Source organism: Pseudomonas sp. XK-1 (genome assembly GCF_038069885.1).
Taxonomy (GTDB): Bacteria; Pseudomonadota; Gammaproteobacteria; order Pseudomonadales; family Pseudomonadaceae; genus Aquipseudomonas.
Genome location: NZ_JBBPES010000002.1, coordinates 148,218 through 165,489, shown reverse-complemented (window position 1 = coordinate 165,489; position 17,272 = coordinate 148,218). Strand labels below are relative to the sequence as shown.

General features: G+C 50.6%; 14 protein-coding genes. All 14 read left to right on the top strand.

Annotated elements, in window-relative coordinates; translation table 11 throughout:
* Positions 1 to 112 precede the first annotated feature (112 nt).
* On the top strand, positions 113 to 1,798 hold the full coding sequence (gene rpsA / locus WMW70_RS06450) for a 30S ribosomal protein S1 (RefSeq protein ID WP_339461965.1): 1,686 nt from the start codon (positions 113 to 115) through the stop codon (positions 1,796 to 1,798).
* A gap of 523 nt (positions 1,799 to 2,321) precedes the next feature.
* Positions 2,322 to 2,606, top strand: a complete 285-nt coding sequence (gene ihfB / locus WMW70_RS06445) for an integration host factor subunit beta (protein WP_143497302.1) — start codon at positions 2,322 to 2,324, stop codon at positions 2,604 to 2,606.
* 378 nt (positions 2,607 to 2,984) lie between these two features.
* Complete coding sequence (locus WMW70_RS06440) at positions 2,985 to 4,259, top strand: Wzz/FepE/Etk N-terminal domain-containing protein (RefSeq protein WP_341436692.1); 1,275 nt, start codon at positions 2,985 to 2,987, stop codon at positions 4,257 to 4,259.
* 448 nt (positions 4,260 to 4,707) lie between these two features.
* Complete coding sequence (locus WMW70_RS06435) at positions 4,708 to 5,994, top strand: Wzz/FepE/Etk N-terminal domain-containing protein (RefSeq protein WP_341436691.1); 1,287 nt, start codon at positions 4,708 to 4,710, stop codon at positions 5,992 to 5,994.
* Between the two features lie 132 nt (positions 5,995 to 6,126).
* The gene (locus tag WMW70_RS06430; RefSeq protein WP_341436690.1) at positions 6,127 to 7,677 is read left to right on the top strand and encodes an MBL fold metallo-hydrolase; all 1,551 of its coding nucleotides are present in this window, start codon (positions 6,127 to 6,129) and stop codon (positions 7,675 to 7,677) included.
* 292 nt (positions 7,678 to 7,969) lie between these two features.
* The gene (gene rfaH / locus WMW70_RS06425) at positions 7,970 to 8,461 is read left to right on the top strand and encodes a transcription/translation regulatory transformer protein RfaH (RefSeq protein ID WP_341436689.1); all 492 of its coding nucleotides are present in this window, start codon (positions 7,970 to 7,972) and stop codon (positions 8,459 to 8,461) included.
* A gap of 19 nt (positions 8,462 to 8,480) precedes the next feature.
* Entirely contained in the window at positions 8,481 to 9,134 is a 654-nt protein-coding gene (locus WMW70_RS06420) for a hypothetical protein (RefSeq protein WP_341436688.1), read from the top strand.
* Between the two features lie 189 nt (positions 9,135 to 9,323).
* On the top strand, positions 9,324 to 10,556 hold the full coding sequence (locus WMW70_RS06415; RefSeq protein ID WP_341436687.1) for a flippase: 1,233 nt from the start codon (positions 9,324 to 9,326) through the stop codon (positions 10,554 to 10,556).
* Between the two features lie 13 nt (positions 10,557 to 10,569).
* On the top strand, positions 10,570 to 12,183 hold the full coding sequence (locus WMW70_RS06410) for an aldolase catalytic domain-containing protein (protein ID WP_341436686.1): 1,614 nt from the start codon (positions 10,570 to 10,572) through the stop codon (positions 12,181 to 12,183).
* Between the two features lie 16 nt (positions 12,184 to 12,199).
* Entirely contained in the window at positions 12,200 to 12,940 is a 741-nt protein-coding gene (locus WMW70_RS06405) for a 3-deoxy-manno-octulosonate cytidylyltransferase (protein ID WP_341436685.1), read from the top strand.
* A 44-nt stretch (positions 12,941 to 12,984) separates the two neighbouring features.
* Positions 12,985 to 14,055: a hypothetical protein gene (locus WMW70_RS06400; RefSeq protein WP_341436684.1), complete on the top strand. Its 1,071-nt coding sequence runs from the start codon at positions 12,985 to 12,987 to the stop codon at positions 14,053 to 14,055.
* A gap of 63 nt (positions 14,056 to 14,118) precedes the next feature.
* Complete coding sequence (locus WMW70_RS06395) at positions 14,119 to 14,772, top strand: HAD family hydrolase (RefSeq protein WP_341436683.1); 654 nt, start codon at positions 14,119 to 14,121, stop codon at positions 14,770 to 14,772.
* Positions 14,773 to 14,783: 11 nt separating this feature from the next.
* Positions 14,784 to 16,202: a hypothetical protein gene (locus WMW70_RS06390; protein ID WP_341436682.1), complete on the top strand. Its 1,419-nt coding sequence runs from the start codon at positions 14,784 to 14,786 to the stop codon at positions 16,200 to 16,202.
* Positions 16,203 to 16,237: 35 nt separating this feature from the next.
* On the top strand, positions 16,238 to 17,272 hold the full coding sequence (locus WMW70_RS06385) for a polysaccharide biosynthesis protein (protein ID WP_341436681.1): 1,035 nt from the start codon (positions 16,238 to 16,240) through the stop codon (positions 17,270 to 17,272).

The following is a 17,272-nucleotide window of genomic DNA, read 5'->3' as shown; positions in this document are numbered from 1 at the left end:
AGGCCACGGGAACCCAGTCCTAGACCCGTAGGCTTCTTTTTATATGAACGTACCCACATTGTCTGGAATGTGGTTTGGGCGGATTCCCCGCCCTGAATCAACAGGAATTAAAATGAGCGAAAGCTTTGCTGAACTGTTTGAAGAAAGCCTAAAAACCCTGAATCTTCAGGCTGGCTCGATCATCACCGCCATCATCGTCGACATCGATTACCAAGCTGGTTGGGTAACCGTTCACGCTGGTTTGAAGTCTGAAGGCCTCATCCCGCTGGAGCAGTTCCACAACGACGCTGGCGAGCTGACCATCAAGGTCGGTGACGAAGTTCACGTTGCTCTGGACGCGGTTGAAGATGGCTTTGGTGAAACCAAGCTGTCCCGCGAAAAAGCCAAACGTGCCGAGTGCTGGATCGTTCTGGAAGCAGCTTTCGCCGCTGAGGAAGTGGTTACGGGCGTTATCAACGGTAAGGTTAAGGGCGGCTTCACTGTCGACGTTAACGGCATCCGTGCGTTCCTCCCAGGTTCCTTGGTCGATGTCCGTCCGGTGCGTGATACCACTCACCTAGAAGGCAAAGAACTCGAATTCAAAGTCATCAAGCTGGACCAGAAGCGCAACAACGTTGTCGTTTCCCGCCGCAGCGTGCTGGAAGCCGAGAACAGCGCCGAGCGCGAAGCTCTGCTGGAATCCCTGCAGGAAGGTCAGCAAGTCAAAGGTATCGTCAAGAACCTCACCGACTACGGCGCGTTCGTGGATCTGGGTGGCGTCGACGGCCTGCTGCACATCACCGACATGGCTTGGAAGCGCATCAAGCATCCGTCGGAAATCGTCAACGTTGGCGATGAAATCGACGTCAAGATCCTCAAGTACGATCGCGAGCGCAACCGTGTTTCCCTCGGCCTCAAGCAGCTGGGCGAAGATCCATGGGTTGCCATCAAGGCGCGTTACCCGCAGGACACCCGTGTCACTGCGCGCGTAACCAACCTGACCGACTACGGCTGCTTCGCAGAGCTGGAAGAGGGCGTGGAAGGCCTGGTGCACGTATCCGAAATGGATTGGACCAACAAGAACATCCATCCTTCGAAAGTCGTTAACGTCGGCGACGAAGTGGAAGTTATGGTTCTGGATATCGACGAAGAGCGTCGTCGTATCTCCCTGGGTATCAAGCAGTGCAAAACTAACCCGTGGGAAGACTTCTCCGGTCAGTTCAACAAGGGCGACAAGATCTCCGGCACCATCAAGTCGATCACCGATTTCGGTATCTTCATTGGTCTGGATGGCGGCATCGACGGCCTCGTTCACCTGTCCGACATCTCCTGGAACGAAGTAGGCGAAGAAGCTGTACGCCGCTTCAAGAAGGGCGACGAGCTGGAAACCGTTATCCTCTCCGTTGATCCGGAGCGTGAGCGCATTTCCCTCGGCATCAAGCAGCTGGAAGAAGACCCGTTCTCCGACTACGTTGCTGTTAACGATAAAGGCACCATCGTGCGCGGCATCGTTAAAGAAGTTGACGCCAAGGGCGCGATCATCACCCTGGCCGATGGCATCGAAGCCACTCTGAAAGCCTCCGAAATCAGCCGTGACCGCGTTGAAGACGCGCGCAACGTACTGAAAGAAGGCGAAGAAGTTGAGGCCAAGATCATCAGCGTTGACCGTAAGAGCCGCGTAATCAGCTTGTCGGTCAAGTCGAAAGACGTTGAAGACGAAAAAGAAGCCATCAAAGAAATGCGCAAGCAGGAAGTTGAAACTGCTGGTCCGACCACCATTGGTGATCTGATCCGTGCGCAAATGGAAAACCAGAACTAAGTTCAGGTAATCCAGAAAAAGGGCGACTTCGGTCGCCCTTTTTTGTGCCTGCAGAAAAGTGCAGCCTAGTCGGGCGTTGTTGTCGGGCGGCTATGCATAAGCCTGTGGGGGTGAGGCTGCGCTTGTTATGCATACAGCCTGTGGGAGGCGCTTGAGCGGCGACGGCGCGGTGTGGTTGATGCCCTGTCGCGGATGAAGCCCTTTCCACGTACGCGGTGACGCGTATATCGCCAGTGGAACAGGGCGCTGCTTCCAGGAGTTCGGCCCGTAGGGTGCGCCGTGCGCACCAGGGTTTCCTCGGTCGCATTGGGGTAGTACCCGCCTCCTACCCCGCGCCGCTCTTTGCCAGCTGGCCCAAGCGCCACCTAATTGGCGTATGGCAAGCCCAATATCAATCCATTCCTGCATAAAAACTCACCCAACCATCGCATTACCCACAAATTTTCAGGCTGTTCAAAACTGACTCAGCATGCTAAAACCGTTCTATCTAGTGATCTAGCCGCTTGAAAAAGAAGGGAAAACCATGACCAAGTCGGAGTTGATCGAGCGCATCGTTACCCACCAGGGTCAGCTTTCATCCAAGGATGTCGAGCTGGCCATCAAGACCATGCTGGAACAAATGTCCCAGGCATTGTCGACCGGTGATCGCATCGAAATCCGTGGCTTCGGCAGCTTCTCGCTGCACTACCGTGCGCCGCGCGTAGGTCGCAATCCCAAAACCGGCCAGTCGGTGCGCCTCGATGGCAAATTTGTTCCGCATTTCAAACCGGGCAAAGAGCTGCGCGACCGAGTGAATGAGGACGAGTAATCGTCCTTTGATGTATTCGGGCTACAAATAGCCTGAAAGCGCGATTCTTTGCGCTGTGGTGTCATTGCTTCTGTAGTTCTCATTTCTTCTGCAGAAACATCAGTCGCCGCCGAGCCTCTCCCAGGCTTGCGCACAACGTCCTTCCTTCACGTTATGGATTTCTGTATGGCGCGGTACAGTTCCGCGCCAATGATCACGCTACGCAAAACTTTTGTGCTGCTGTAATCAATTTGTAGTGGTTATGGGAACATTTCAGGCAAAAAACTGCCATATTTCTCCTAGGCGCATAGGGAAGCGTGCTCTCTGTGTCGCAAGTGTGACAAGTGGAGTCTCATGGAGGCGCGATAGAAACCTATTTTTTATGGAGCTTCCCTGAAAATGCAGGACCAACCCCAGCGATCCTTTCACGACGACGAGATCGATCTGGTCGAATTGTTTCACTCCCTCTTCAAGCAAAAGTACCTGATTCTGGCTGTGGCTGGTGCGGTGACCCTGGTGGCGGCTGCTTATGCTTTTCTGGCAACGCCGTATTACCAGGTGCAGAGTGTGCTGCGTCCAGTGGATCGGGGCAGCATCGACGAGCTCAACGGTACCGGTGTCTACGAGCTGACGCCCGTGGAGGCGCTTAATCTGGTGGGTGCAGGTTTGTCTTCCTATGAGAACCGTCTTGCGTTCTTTCGGGGTAATCAACAGCTCTTTGCCGGGTTGATCGAGCCGGGTCGTTCACTAGAGCAAACTTTTGAAGAGTTCAATCGCTCGGCATTCACCATGCTGCAAGTCGACCCTAAAAAAACGGCCGGTCAGAGTGAGTTCGTCGGGCTGTCGCTGACGTACCCGCGCGGCGTGGATGGTGTTGAGGTGGTCAATGGGCTGGTAGCCTTTGTGCTGGATGCGGAACGTGCGCGAATCGACGCCGATCTCAAGGTATTGATCGCCAACCGGCTGTTCAATATCGAGCAAAAGATCGAAGCGGCGCGCGCCAGCTACGAGGCGAGCAAGGAGACACAGATTGCTTCCCTGCTTGAGCAAGATGCTTTGAGCCGTGCCCAGCTGCAGGACGAGCTGCAAGCCTTGCGGGCAGAGCTGAAAACTCGCCGCCAGTCTCGGATCATGGTTCTCGATGAGGCCATCCAGATTGCCGATTCATTGGGCATCAAAAAACCGACTACACCCTCGTCCATGTCTGACTCGCAGCGCCAGGGGCAGGTGGTGCGCACCGAGGTAAATAGCCGGGAAATCCCGCTTTATTTTATGGGCAGCGAGGCGTTGAGAGCCGAGCGGGATGCTTTGAGTGCGCGTCGTTCGGATGATTTTGTAGAGCCGCGAATTTCGGAGATTGAGAAGGAACTGGCGTTGTTGAGCCACAACCGTCAGGTCGAGGTTCTGGAAAAGCGCGAAAACGAGGATCTTTATCTCAAGGACCTCGCCGAGTGGCGCCAAGAGGCTGCGCAACTTAAAGGCATCAAGTTCGACAGCAGTCAGCTACGGCTGGTTAGGCTCGATCAGCAAGCGCTTGAGCCGCTCTCGGCGGTCAAACCGAAGAGGGCGTTGGTCATGGTTTTGGGTCTTGGCGTTGGCTTGATGTTGGGTGTTTTTGTTGCGCTTCTACGCAATATATTTCGTCCCAAAGCCAAAGCGCCTGGGCTGGCCTAGCTTGAAGCGTGGGGGCGTCTCGGGCGATTGTCTGAATCCGGCTAGCGGTTTAACTCAAAATCGCAGGAATGTTGTCTGCAGGCATTATTCCTGCGAAGTGTTGTATCGTCGATGGGCTGCCGGCGGGGTGGGCGCTGGGCCTTTTAATCGCAGTGCAGCGAAGCCCTGCAGTCATGCATTCTCCCAGTGTTGCCGCTTCATGTTTTGTTTACCCGTGCGGTAGGGGTCACACTAAATTCCCTTGCTTATTGTGCGTCTTACAATGTTGTCAAGGCTTGTAATCTCATTCAGTGCTGGCACAATGCCGCGCATCACTGCTAACAGGATTGGCGCAAGCCCTTGTGCTGTGTGCTTTCGAGCACCGGCCGAGTCGGATAACAAAAAATCAAGGATCGTGATCCCCTTGTTGGCGAATCAGTGAAGCCCTAATAAAAGATGGATCTTCGTCGTGAATGCAATTTCCCCTGCAAGACAACAAGCCTCAAGTGATGAAATCGATCTGGCGGCATTAGTCCGCGCACTCTGGCAGCAGAAGCTGCTGATCGCGCTGGTAACTACCGCTGTCACTTTGGCGGCAGCAGCCTATGCATTTTTGGCTACAGCTGAATATCAGGTGCAAAGCATACTGCGCCCAGCAGTGATCAAAGACCTCGACGCGCTTAACCGCACCGGTGTCTATGAGCTCACACCAGATCAGGCCATGCAGCGAGTGGGGGCTTCCCTGGAGTCCTACGACAGTCGGTTGGAGTTTTTCCGTTCCAATCAAGAGCTGTTTGAGGCCTTGCGCCAGCCCAATCGCAGTCTTGAGCAGACCTTTGAGCGCTTTAACGATAAAGCCTTCGTGATGCTCCAGCCCGACCCCAAGAAGACGAACAACCTCAGTGCCTATGTCGGAATTCAGCTGACATACCCTGAAGATGTCAACGGCGTCGCCTTGGTCAATGGGCTTGTCGAACATGCATTCCAGTTGGAGCGCGAGCGTATTGCCTCCGATCTTGCTGTGGTTATCCAGAATCGGCTCAACCAGCTCGAGTTGCAAATAAGTGCTGCACGTGCGAGCTACGAGGCGACTAAAGAGTCGCAAATTGCCAGCCTACTTGAGGCTGATAGCTTAAAGCGCGCGGAGTTGCAGGATGAGCTCAAAGCCTTGCGCCAACAGCTCAAGACTCGCCGGGATAACCGTATTACCCAGCTGGACGAAGCCATTCGTATTGCCAAGTCGCTCGGCATTACCAAGCCGACCACTCCTTCGGCGCTCGGCGAAGGCGAGCGTTTGGGGCAGGGCAGCGTGATCCGTACCGAGGTTAACAACCAGCAGATTCCTCTCTATTTTATGGGGGCTGATGCGCTAGAAGCCGAGCGTAATGCCCTGCTGCAACGGCGCTCGGATGACTTCACCGAGCCACGTGTTGCGCAAATTGCCAAAGAGTTGCAGCTACTGGCGAACAATCGCCAAGTTGAAGTGCTCAACAAGCGTGAGAACGAAGACCTTTTTCTTAAGAAACTGGCGGTGTGGCGTGAGGAAGCGGCACGTTTGCGCAATCTCAACGTCGATGTCTCAGGCCTGAAACTGGCCAGCCTCGATCAGCGGGCCACCCAGCCAATCAAGCCCGTCAAACCCAAGAAGCTGCTGATCCTGGCTTTGGGTATGGTTCTGGGGGGGATGCTCGGTCTGTTCTTAGCCTTGCTGCGCAATATGCTGCGCAGTAACACTGCAGGGCCGAAGCTGGCCTAACTTTTGCCGTTCGATATCCGAATACCTAAGGAACCTCGCGGCTGGCAGTAGAGCTGATGTCCTGCAATTCTTTGTAGCGCCAGCAACACGCAGGTTGTTGGAATAGTTAATGGACTGACGCAGATCGATAACATGGACTACCCGGAAATTCTGCATCATGGGGCCACGGGCGGTGTGACGGGTTCCTGCCATCAGTTGCTGATGGATGCTCAGCACAGCCTGCTGATCGATTGCGGCCTGTTTCAGGGAGCTGAAACCTCGGCCGATGGCAAGTCCGCAGCTGATCGCCTAGCCATCGAATTCCCGCTGGATACCATCAAGGCCCTGGTCGCGACCCATGTGCATATCGACCATGTCGGGCGCATTCCCTATCTCGTGGCTGCCGGCTTTAAAGGGCCGATCCTCTGCAGTGAGCCATCGGCCAAGCTGATGCCCATCGTCCTGGAAGATGCCTTCAAGCTCGGCTTCAGTCGTGATCAGAAACAGGTCGAGCGTTATATAAAGCTGATCGAGCAGCGCATTATTGCGTTGCCTTACAACGCCTGGTTCACCCTGCATGACAGCGAGGCGCTGATCTGTCGTATTCGCTTGCAGCGCGCGGGGCATATCCTCGGTTCGGCCTATGTGGAAATCGACCTGCATTACCCCGCCCGCGGAGAGAAGAAACGCATTGTCTTCTCCGGCGACCTGGGTGCCCCCCATGCGCCCTTGCTACCGGCACCGAAGCCCCCTTACCGTGCCGACATTCTGGTCATAGAAAGCACTTACGGCGACCGCCTGCACGAAAACCGCCGCACCCGCCGGCAGCGTCTGGAAAGCGTTATAGAGCAAGCCCTGGCCAATAACGGCACAGTCCTGATCCCCGCCTTCAGCATCGGCCGTACCCAAGAGCTGCTCTACGAGCTAGAAGACATCATCCACAGCAAAAAACTCAATACCCTCAGCAAAGGACAGGCGAACAAAGCCGCGATTAATCCCCCTCTCCCTCCGGGAGAGGGGCTAGGGGTGAGGGACGAGGTTAAGGGTCGCGCCAATAATAACGACCAGCCAGAAATCGACTGGCCCACACTCCCCATCATTCTCGACTCTCCCCTGGCCACCCGCTTTACCCAGGTCTATCGCGAGCTGAAACCCTTCTGGGATAACGAGGCACTGCAGCGAGTCAAGCAGGGCCGCAACCCGCTGGGCTTCGAGCAATTACTCACAGTCGATAGCCACCAGGCCCATTTGGCGATGGTGCGCCATCTGGCTTCTACCGCTCGTCCGGCCATTGTGATTGCCGGGAACGGGATGTGCAGCAGCGGTCGAATTGTGAATTATCTAAAAGCGATGCTGCATGACCCCCGGCATGACGTTCTGTTTGTTGGTTATCAGGCCCAAGGCACACCCGGCCACGCGATCCAGCTATATGGTGCACGGGGCGGATATGTGGATTTAGACCAAGAGCGCTATAAGATTGCCGCCAAAATCAATACCATAGGCGGCTACTCGGCCCATGCGGATCAGCAAGGCTTGCTGCGCTTTGTAACAGGCATGCGCCGCTGGCCTGAGCAAGTACGGATCGTACACGGCGAGGCCAGGGCCAAAGGGGAGCTTGGCGAGCACCTAAAGGCGCTCTACAAGCAAGCCCAACGTAACCTGGAGCTATTAATCCCCAGTGGTGTTAACGATGCCTCACTTTAGGAGCCAGCTTGTGACCCACATGGGTGTTGAAAATGTCCGTTTTTGTAGGACTAGCTTGCTGGTGATCCAGAACTCTAGGCGATCCCACAGGCCGTCACCTGGCAACACACATCAATGAGGCCTCTATGGCCTAAAATCCTTTCTGGACTCCCCTCGCGTCTGACCAGATGGGAACGGATCATGCTTCCGGCTCAATAGCCAGTTGCAAACAGGAGTGAACGGTCGGTGAGGCAGGTGTCGCATCGGCAGGGTTGTTACGTATATGAATGTACCTGTTGCAAATACCCCCTGCATGGAAGGGCCTGCCCCAGCGTGGTACCTCGTGCACTGCAAGCCCCGCCAGGATGAGCGCGCAGAAGAACACCTGGTGCGCCAAGGCTATGTCTGTTATCGACCGAAGCATTGCTGCGAGCGGGTTGTGCGCGGCCGTGGGCAGGCCGTCGTCGAATCGCTGTTCCCCGGTTATTTATTTATTCAACTGGCAGCTGATGCCAACTGGGCACCTCTGCGTTCAACCCGTGGGGTCAGTCGCGTAGTGGCTTTTGGCGGCATGCCGCTGCGGCTCGACAACAGCTTGATCGTGCAGCTGCAACAACGCACGGCTGCCCCCGTTAAAGCGGCCCTTGAAGCCGGGGACAGTGTACGCATTACCGAAGGCGGCTTTGCCGAGCTGGAGGCCATCTTCGTGGCTATGGATGGCGAGCAGCGTGTGCTGCTGTTGCTCAATATGCTCAATCGCCAGCAACAGATCAGCATGCCGCTGGCGAACATCGTTAAAAACTGAATAAGCCTCGACACTGGCTGTGAACAAGGGTGTGCACCCTGCTAAGCCAGCAAAATTTGATGATTGCGACGTTCTCAGGAAACCAACGGTAAATCCTGGGGCGGTAGCGTTTCTGGCATCAAGTGGAATGAGGCCAAGCCTTGTTGAAGGCTTGCACTTAGCACTGGTCTTTGGCTGTACAAGGGGAAGAGCTGGTTTCAGGGAAGCACAGCCAAGTATGTATTTTGTTTTTAAAATGGAGAAAAAGATGTTTAAAAAGACGTTAATTTGTAGTTTTTTTGCTGTGCTTGCGGGTTGCGATAACTCATCGGTAGAGCAAGGTGCGACTGAGCTGAAAACAAATGGCAGCACTACAGCAATATACTTTCCGGGGGGAGGTGTCGATTTTGGTAAAAAACCGCTTTTTGACAACAGTAAGAAAGATGAATCTGGTGCACATGTAGGTTCGATTACATACTCCTTTGATCAGTCAGTAGAGGCACTCTCAAAAGAAACGAGGGCCGTAATGATTGCTCAAGGGTATTCTGAGAGTAAGACCAAGAGCGATAAATGCGATCCATGCATGATTTACTCAAAGGATGGTGTTGATATCGCTTTTGCCTATAACTCGGTGAATCGTGAAGGTGCCGACGACGGTGCGCGCCTGTTGATATGGTGGAAAGGCGAAAAGTAAGCAACGTTGTGATGAAAATAACGCGCGCTAGGTTAGATGTTTACTAACATTGGTGCGCATTATTTTTATGACAAAAGTCAAGTTGGGTCGGTGTGTGAAGCCCTGTCAATGCGTATGTTTAAATTGGATTAATATTAATTGTTTAAAAATGACTCTTTTAGGCGTTATTTTTTCAATTCATCCTGGATGATGGCTGAACAATTTTTGCGCATTCTCTCTGGGGTTTTTGTTGGGATCTATATTGCCCGATATCTCGGGCCTGAAGATTTCGGTGTACTGAGTTATGTATTAGCCATTGCGACGTTCATGATAGCCATTTCCCGTTTGGGGATGGATGCTATTTTGGTGCGGGAGTTAGTCAGTACGCCAGAAAAAGAGCAGCTGTTAATGGGCACTGCCTTTTGGATGATGGTTGTTGCCGCGTTGGGTTGCTATACATTGGTTGGTGCCGTGATATGGAACACTGCTGAGCTTGTGAGTGTAAAGATTTATGCGAGTATTATTGCGGTCAGTACAATATTTACTTCTTGTTTGGTTGTGGATTTTTATTTTCAATCACAAATAAAGGCCAAATACTCGGCGATCTGTAAATCTATTGCATTGTTCTTGGTGTCAGTTGTAAAACTCTATCTGATTTTTATTCAGGCGGATTTGATATGGTTTGTTGTTGCGTTTTTAATGGATTATGCAGTATTGGGCATAGTATTCATTTTCGCGGCAATCGGCGGTAAGGGTTGCGGGTTTTTAAAATATTTTTCTTGGCCGGATGCAAAGCAGATGCTTAGAAGTGCCTGGCCATTAGTGTTGGGTGCTGTTGCTATTCAGATATATATGCGCATTGATCAGGTAATGATCAGAAATATGCTCGGCTTGCATGAAGTAGGGATATATTCCGCTGCCGTGAGGATCTATGAAGCGTGGGCTATCGTAACGGCGATCATTACTGTTTCGCTTCTGCCCGCCATCGTTAAGCTAAAACAGGGTAATGAGGAAAATTATCATACGCGGATGACGCAACTTTTCAGGTTGGTCATCTGGCTGAGTGTTTTCGCTGCCGTTGCAGTGTCTCTGGTAAGCGAACAGTTAATGGTTTTGGCATTTGGCGAAGAGTATCGGGACTCTGCCCCTGTCGTAGATATCATAATGTGGACAGCGGTATTTGCTGCCATGGGGTCTGTTTCGGCACGCTACTTCAATGTTGAAAAGATGGAAAGAAAGTTTGCTCTGAGGACAGCGTTGGCAGCAGTGCTCAATATTGGTTTGAATTTTTTGTTAATTCCGATTTACGGTATAAAAGGGGCGGCAATTGCCACCTTGAGTTGTACATTTTTTGCAAATTATATGATGGACTGGTTTGATCGGGATCTGAAGTTGTTGCTCAGAATTAAGCACAAAGCAATGTTCGGCCATCCATTTAGTTGAGGGGATTATTCTAATGAAACCTGTCGTGCTTTTAGACTGTACCCTGCGTGATGGTGGTTACTATAACGCTTGGGACTTTTCCCAAGAACTGATTGAAGACTATCTTCAGGCCATGCAAAGCATCGGCACGGACTACGTCGAGTTAGGGCTTCGTTCGTTTAATAGCGAAGGTTTCAAAGGCGGTTGTGCCTACACCACCGATAACTTCATCCGTAGCCTATCGATTCCGCAAGCCTTGAAGTTGGGGGTGATGATCAACGCCAGTGAAATACTAGGCACCCACGATGGTCTGCACGCAAGCTTGCAGCGTTTATTTTGCGCGGCAACGGAGTCGCCGGTTACGCTTGTTCGCATCGCCTGCCATGTTCATGAGTTTGAAAAAGCGTTGCCTGCGGCCACTTGGCTAAAAGAGCAAGGTTACACCGTCGGCTTCAATCTGATGCAGGTTGCCGATCGGGCGCTTGAGGATATAACCCAACTAGCAAAAATGGCCAGTGCTTATCCCTTGGATGCACTTTATTTTGCCGACTCCATGGGCAGCATGAGCCCGGCACATACCCGCCAGGTGGTGGAAGCCTTTAAAGCGGGCTGGTCGGGCCCCTTGGGCATTCACACACATGACAATATGGGCCAGGCATTAGCGAACTCGGTGGCTGCGGTTGAGGCTGGCGTGACGTGGGTGGACGGCACTGTTACAGGTATGGGGCGTGGCCCCGGTAATGTCAAAACCGAATACCTGGTACTCGCCCTCGAAGCCCAGCGCAGCCCGACAGCCAATATCACCCCCTTGTTGGGGGTGATCCGCAAGCACTTCCAGCCAATGCAGGCTCATTACGGCTGGGGCAGTAACCCGTATTACTACTTGGCCGGCAAACACGGTATTCACCCCTCGTATATTCAGGAGATGCTTGGTGACAGTCGCTACAGCGAGGAAGACATACTCGCGGTAATCGATCACCTGAAAACGGAAGGAGGCAAAAAATTCAACCTGACCACGCTGGAGGCGGCTCGACACTTCTTCCGTGGCGAGCCGAGAGGCAGTTGGAACCCCGCAGACATGATCAAGGGGCGTGATGTTCTGATACTAGGGACTGGGCCCGGGGTGCAGGCACACCGCCCTGCACTGGAAAGCTTCATTCGCCAGAAAATGCCTTTTGTCATAGCACTGAACACGCAAAAAAGCCTGGATGATGAACTCATCGACATTCGCGCAGCCTGCCACCCGGTACGCCTGCTGGCCGATTGTGATGAGCACGCGCGTCTACCGCAGCCTTTGGCAACTCCGGCGTCGATGCTGCCGGAAGATGTACAGGCGGCGCTTGCGGGGAAGCAACTGCTGGACTTTGGCCTGAGCGTCCAGCCTGATGCTTTCGCTTTTCACCAGAACTTCGCCCAACTGCCGACGTCCCTGGTGATTGCCTATGCCTTGGCGATTGCTACCAGTGGCCAGGCTAAATCAATTTATCTGGCTGGTTTTGATGGATATGGTGCAGATGACCCGCGCCGGCAGGAAGCCGACAAGATCTTTCATGCCTATCAGGCGGCGGCAGGGGCTCTACCGCTATTGGCCATTACACCGACGCTGTATGAGCTGAACAGTACCTCCGTCTATTCACTTAATGCCTAGCCTAGAGTTCAAGTTTATGAGAACTGTCATCATCATTCCGGCACGTTTCCAATCGTCACGTTTTCCGGGTAAACCGTTAGTGCCACTGCTGGGCAAACCCATGATTCTTTGGGTCGCAGAACTCTGTGCAAAAGCACTGCCGAAACAGGATGTGTACATTGCTACTGAAGATCAACGCATTGCCGACGTTGTAGAAGAGGCAGGGTTTAACGCGATTATGACCAGCGATAAAGCGCTGACGGGTACTGATCGCTTGGCCGAAGCCGCTGCTAAAATTGATGCGGATATTTACCTGAACGTCCAGGGGGATGAGCCATTACTTGATCCGCAAGATATTTTGAATGTACTGGCGTTCAAAAAGCGTTATCCGAATGACGTCATCAATGGCTATTGCCCGCTAGGCGTTGGAGAAGATCCACATAGCGTCAATATTCCCAAAGTTATTTTTACTGAAGCCCACCAGTTGGTGTATATGTCGCGCCAAGCATTGCCGGGTTTCAAGAGTAAAGAGAACCAGCCTGCAACTTATTATAAGCAGGTCTGTATTTATGCTTTTAGCCGGGAAGACCTGCTGAAGTACAGCGAGTTCGGGCGAAAAAGCACCTTGGAGCAAAGCGAAGATATTGAAATACTGCGTTTTCTTGAGTGGGGAACCTCTATTCGCATGATTGAGACCCAGCCGGGAAGTTTGGCGGTGGATATACCTGAGGACGTTCTTGTTGTTGAAGATGCCTTACGGAAAAATATTTCTGTATAAGTTGTTAGGATGGAATTTTTATAGCTCGATGTAAAGGATTTTCCTTGAAACTAAAATATTTTAAGTGGCATGTGTTTATTCCGATTTTTCTATTATTTTTTAGCTACGTTTTTGGTGTGGCTGTTGAACTTCTTGGTGGGGCTCAGTTGTTTGTTAGGGCTTTTGTTCTGGTCTTTTGTGTCGCCAGTAGTTTATTTATGGCAATTAGTTTTAATTTACGGAGTTGTATCTTTTTTATATTTTTTTTGATTTATGCTTCAGTGCTTTATTCGATAAATGGTGGGGTGATAGTTCTAAATTTTGTATATCTGGCTGTCGTGTTGTTTTACTTTTACTCACTAAGAGTTGGGCGTGATGACTTTTTGTATTATTCGTTAGTATCAGGTTTTTTGGTTGTTTTTTTGTATCTTGTATACTTGTTTGTTAACGGGGTTAGCCTTGAGCCAGTGGTGCTGGGGGGGCGAGCACGCTATTACTTTGGGTTTACGAATCCTAATAAAGTAGGCATTGTTGCCTATTCTTTTATTGTGTTGTCTGCGTTGTATTTGTTTGGGCGAAATAACTTTTTACTGTTTTTGATCTGTATTCCTTTTGTTGTTGTTGCTGTTTATAGTGACTCTAGAACTGCGCTGTATGCGCTGGTTTTGTTTGCAGGATTGGCATGTTTTCCATCCCTGACGCGTTTTAGGCGATTAATGTTTTTGATTCCAATTATTTTTTTTATTGGTTCATTTTATATCGCGACACTGAATGAGAGTGATTTTTTAAATTTAGCCCTCAGTAATAGGCCGATTGATTTTCATGATTTTATAAGTAGTTTGGGGGCTTACGATTTTATAGTGGGTTCTAGTTCTGATGGGTACAGGGTGGATAATTCTTATATATTAGCGTATTTTGCTATTGGTCCTATAGGTGTTTTGTTGTTTCTCTGCTTATTATTTAGGGCAAGTTGTGGGGTTTTTAGCAGCCTGGAATTTTCTTTCATGGTGTCAATAATGGCATATGGCCTGATGGAAGGGGTGTTGGTGAGAGTTGAGTTTCCTGTGGTGATATATTTTTATTACTTGATTTTGGGGCGTGACAATGCGGTTTCCAGAGTTGGCGGAACAGCTTGATTATGCATGTTTCAGGCGGTGGCTGTATTTAATTGAGCGCGATTTTCTTTAGAGGCTTTTAGTATGGGCTGTTTAAGTATCTATGATGTAATTATTTTTGATTGTGACGGTGTAGTTCTTAATTCCAATAAAGTTAAAACTGATGCGTTTTATGAATCAGCGCGTTCGTATGGTGAGAGCTATGCGCGGGCTTTGGTTGAGTATCATGTGAGAAATGGTGGAGTCTCACGTTATAAGAAGTATGAATATTTTTTTACCGACATACTGAAAGTCGATATTGTTCAGGAGGAGTTAGATTTTTTATTGAGTGACTTCGCTATTAAAGTAAGGCAAGGGCTATTGTCTTGTAATATAGCAGATGGATTGGAGGAGCTACGTAGTCAGAGCCAGCATGCCAAATGGTTTATCGTCTCCGGAGGAGATCAGGCTGAGCTGCGAGAGATATTTTCGTTGCGTGGCTTAGAGCGTTTTTTTGACGGAGGTATCTTTGGTAGTCCTGATAGTAAAGACTTGATTTTGCATAGAGAGGTAGCAGGAAAATTAACAACTGGTGTAGGACTCTTCATTGGAGATAGTCAGTACGACTACGAGGCGGCTACACGTGCGGGCCTGGATTTCATATTTGTAAAAGAATGGAGTGAGTTTTCAGGAGCTGAAAGCTATTTTGAAGGAAAGAAATTAAAATTTGTGAATTCTATTTCTGAGTTGTGCTTGTAAGGATATTTGCTTTGAAAGAAGCGGCTAAGTATATGCGTTCTGGGCGGTTAGTTGACCCGGATGCAAAAAATAATGACTTGGAAGCTAGTTACTCCAAAGACTTCGTTGAGGAAGTTGATAAGGCTGCAGGTGGTGTGTCTTGGTCCTCTGACTATATCAATGAAATCTTCATGCACTTCTACTTAAGAGTGCTCGAGATTGCTTCGCTGTTTAAGGCGAATAATAGTGAGCGTGTTGTGCTCAAGCGTTACAAGGGCGAGTGGTCAAGTGCTGTAGTAGCAGCCAAAAAAGAAGGTCTTTATGTGGGGCTTCTTGATCTGGCCTGTTTCTATATTTTAGGGACACTGCTGTATGCCGTATCTTTTTTTGCAGTTGTGCTTAGTGCGTTTGTTCTTCCAGGGCTGGCACTGCTTACTAGAAAAAGAAGGCTGGCTGAGGTCGCGCCTGAATTTTCAGTTGTCCGTAGTCCGGCGGCCTTTGACAAAATGCGCTTTTTGAGTGATTCGGGGAAAGTGGATTTTTATTACGACGACCTTCTTCAGAAGCAGCCCGCTGTCGCGTCGCTCTATGGCTTCGGGACAGTGAGTGAAAGAATACTTTCTCTGCTGATTGTGCCGATTCTGACGTTTCGAGATTACTTCAGGGTGGCGAATGATTCTCGAAAGTTACTGGGCTGGGCGGGGGGGGGCTTTGCTCTTTATTATTTTTCGAAGCGAATCGCTCATAAATGCACCTTCGAGTATTACCTAGACTTGTTGATTAAACGAAGTGGCCTTGATACGTACTACACCGGAAACAAGGAGGATCGCTTCGCAATTCTTGAGAAGCGCTTGTGCAGGAAATATGAAGTGCGCTGCGTATGCGTACCGCATGGTATTGAATATGCATTTAAAACCCCGGCGGGATTGGTTGGCGACGTTTTCTATTGCACGACCGAGCATGCGCGGCAGCATTTATCTAATTTGTATGCGGGCGCACAGGTGTTTGTCTATGACAAGGATGTTGCACAGCAAATGTTCTCGCGTCACCAGGTGGTTGCACCCGTCAAAGGAATAGTTTTTTTTCCCGAGTCCAGAGGGGCGGACGTAAACCTCTCAATACTAGGTGATTTGCTTGGTTTAGGTTATGACATAGCCGTCAAGCTTCACCCTAAGGATGATGTGGCGAATTACAAACACTATGCCGAACAAATAACATTCGTCAGTGATTTTGATTCTTCAATATCGAACAAGATTTGTTTGGCTAGGAAGTCCACGGTATTGGTGGAGGCGATTTATAACAATTCAACACCCATAGCGATATTGACGGATCCGCGCGACAGGGGATATGTCGAGCATATGTTGCCCTCGTTGTCCGATGATCAGATCATGCGAGTCTATTCGGTTGAGGAATTGGCTAGTGTACTTGCTAAATTGCAGGCGTCAGCTTAAAAATATTCATGATTCAGTTTGGTGAGGATGTTTATATGTTCAACGGTAAAAAGTTACTCATAACTGGCGGGACGGGGTCATTCGGTAACGCAGTTCTTAAGCGATTTTTGCATACTGATATCGATGAAATTCGCATTTTCAGCCGCGATGAGAAAAAACAAGATGACATGCGCAAGCAGTATGCCAACTCTAAACTGAAGTTCTATATCGGTGATGTGCGTGACTACCGCAGCGTGTTGAATGCGACTCGCGGTGTGGACTACATTTTTCATGCCGCTGCATTGAAGCAGGTACCATCCTGCGAGTTTCACCCGATGGAAGCAGTGAAAACTAATGTGCTGGGCACTGAGAACGTGCTCGAGGCGGCTATCCAGAATGGCGTCAAACGGGTGGTTTGCTTGAGTACTGACAAGGCTGTTTACCCCATCAATGCCATGGGTATTTCCAAGGCGATGATGGAGAAAGTCATGGTTGCCAAGTCGCGCAATGCTGATGACGACAAAACAGTAATTTGCGGCACTCGTTACGGTAACGTCATGGCCTCACGTGGTTCGGTGATCCCGCTATTTATCGAGCAGATCCGCGCGGGCAAAGCGCTGACGTTGACCGACCCGAACATGACCCGTTTCATGATGACGCTGGCCGATGCTGTGGATTTGGTGCTGTATGCCTTCGAGCACGGCAACAATGGTGATCTTTTCGTTCAGAAGGCTCCTGCCGCTACAGTGGAGACCCTGGCGCGGGCACTGACACTGATGCTCGACAAACCTGAGCATCCGATTCAAGTGATCGGCACCCGTCATGGCGAGAAACTCTACGAAGCGTTGCTCAGTCGCGAGGAAATGGCCTGTGCCGAGGATCGCGGTGAGTACTTCCGTGTGCCGCCAGACCTAAGAGACCTGAATTACTCCAAGTTCGTGGAGCAGGGCGAGGAGAAAATTTCCCGCACTGAAGATTACAACTCACACAACACAGAACGCTTGGATGTTGAAGGTATGCAGCGCTTGCTCCTTAAGTTGGATTTCATGCGCGCCATTCAGCGTGGCGAACACGTTGCGGCCGAGGAGTAA

What these genes read in the sequence shown, in the direction of transcription:
- rpsA (WP_339461965.1), top strand. Translation starts at nt 113, where the DNA reads ATGAGCGAAAGCTTTGCTGAACTGTTTGAAGAAAGCCTAAAAACCCTG.
- ihfB (WP_143497302.1), top strand. Translation starts at nt 2,322, where the DNA reads ATGACCAAGTCGGAGTTGATCGAGCGCATCGTTACCCACCAGGGTCAG.
- WMW70_RS06440 (WP_341436692.1), top strand. Translation starts at nt 2,985, where the DNA reads ATGCAGGACCAACCCCAGCGATCCTTTCACGACGACGAGATCGATCTG.
- WMW70_RS06430 (WP_341436690.1), top strand. Translation starts at nt 6,127, where the DNA reads ATGGACTACCCGGAAATTCTGCATCATGGGGCCACGGGCGGTGTGACG.
- rfaH (WP_341436689.1), top strand. Translation starts at nt 7,970, where the DNA reads ATGGAAGGGCCTGCCCCAGCGTGGTACCTCGTGCACTGCAAGCCCCGC.
- WMW70_RS06415 (WP_341436687.1), top strand. Translation starts at nt 9,324, where the DNA reads ATGGCTGAACAATTTTTGCGCATTCTCTCTGGGGTTTTTGTTGGGATC.
- WMW70_RS06410 (WP_341436686.1), top strand. Translation starts at nt 10,570, where the DNA reads ATGAAACCTGTCGTGCTTTTAGACTGTACCCTGCGTGATGGTGGTTAC.
- WMW70_RS06405 (WP_341436685.1), top strand. Translation starts at nt 12,200, where the DNA reads ATGAGAACTGTCATCATCATTCCGGCACGTTTCCAATCGTCACGTTTT.
- WMW70_RS06395 (WP_341436683.1), top strand. Translation starts at nt 14,119, where the DNA reads ATGGGCTGTTTAAGTATCTATGATGTAATTATTTTTGATTGTGACGGT.
- WMW70_RS06385 (WP_341436681.1), top strand. Translation starts at nt 16,238, where the DNA reads ATGTTCAACGGTAAAAAGTTACTCATAACTGGCGGGACGGGGTCATTC.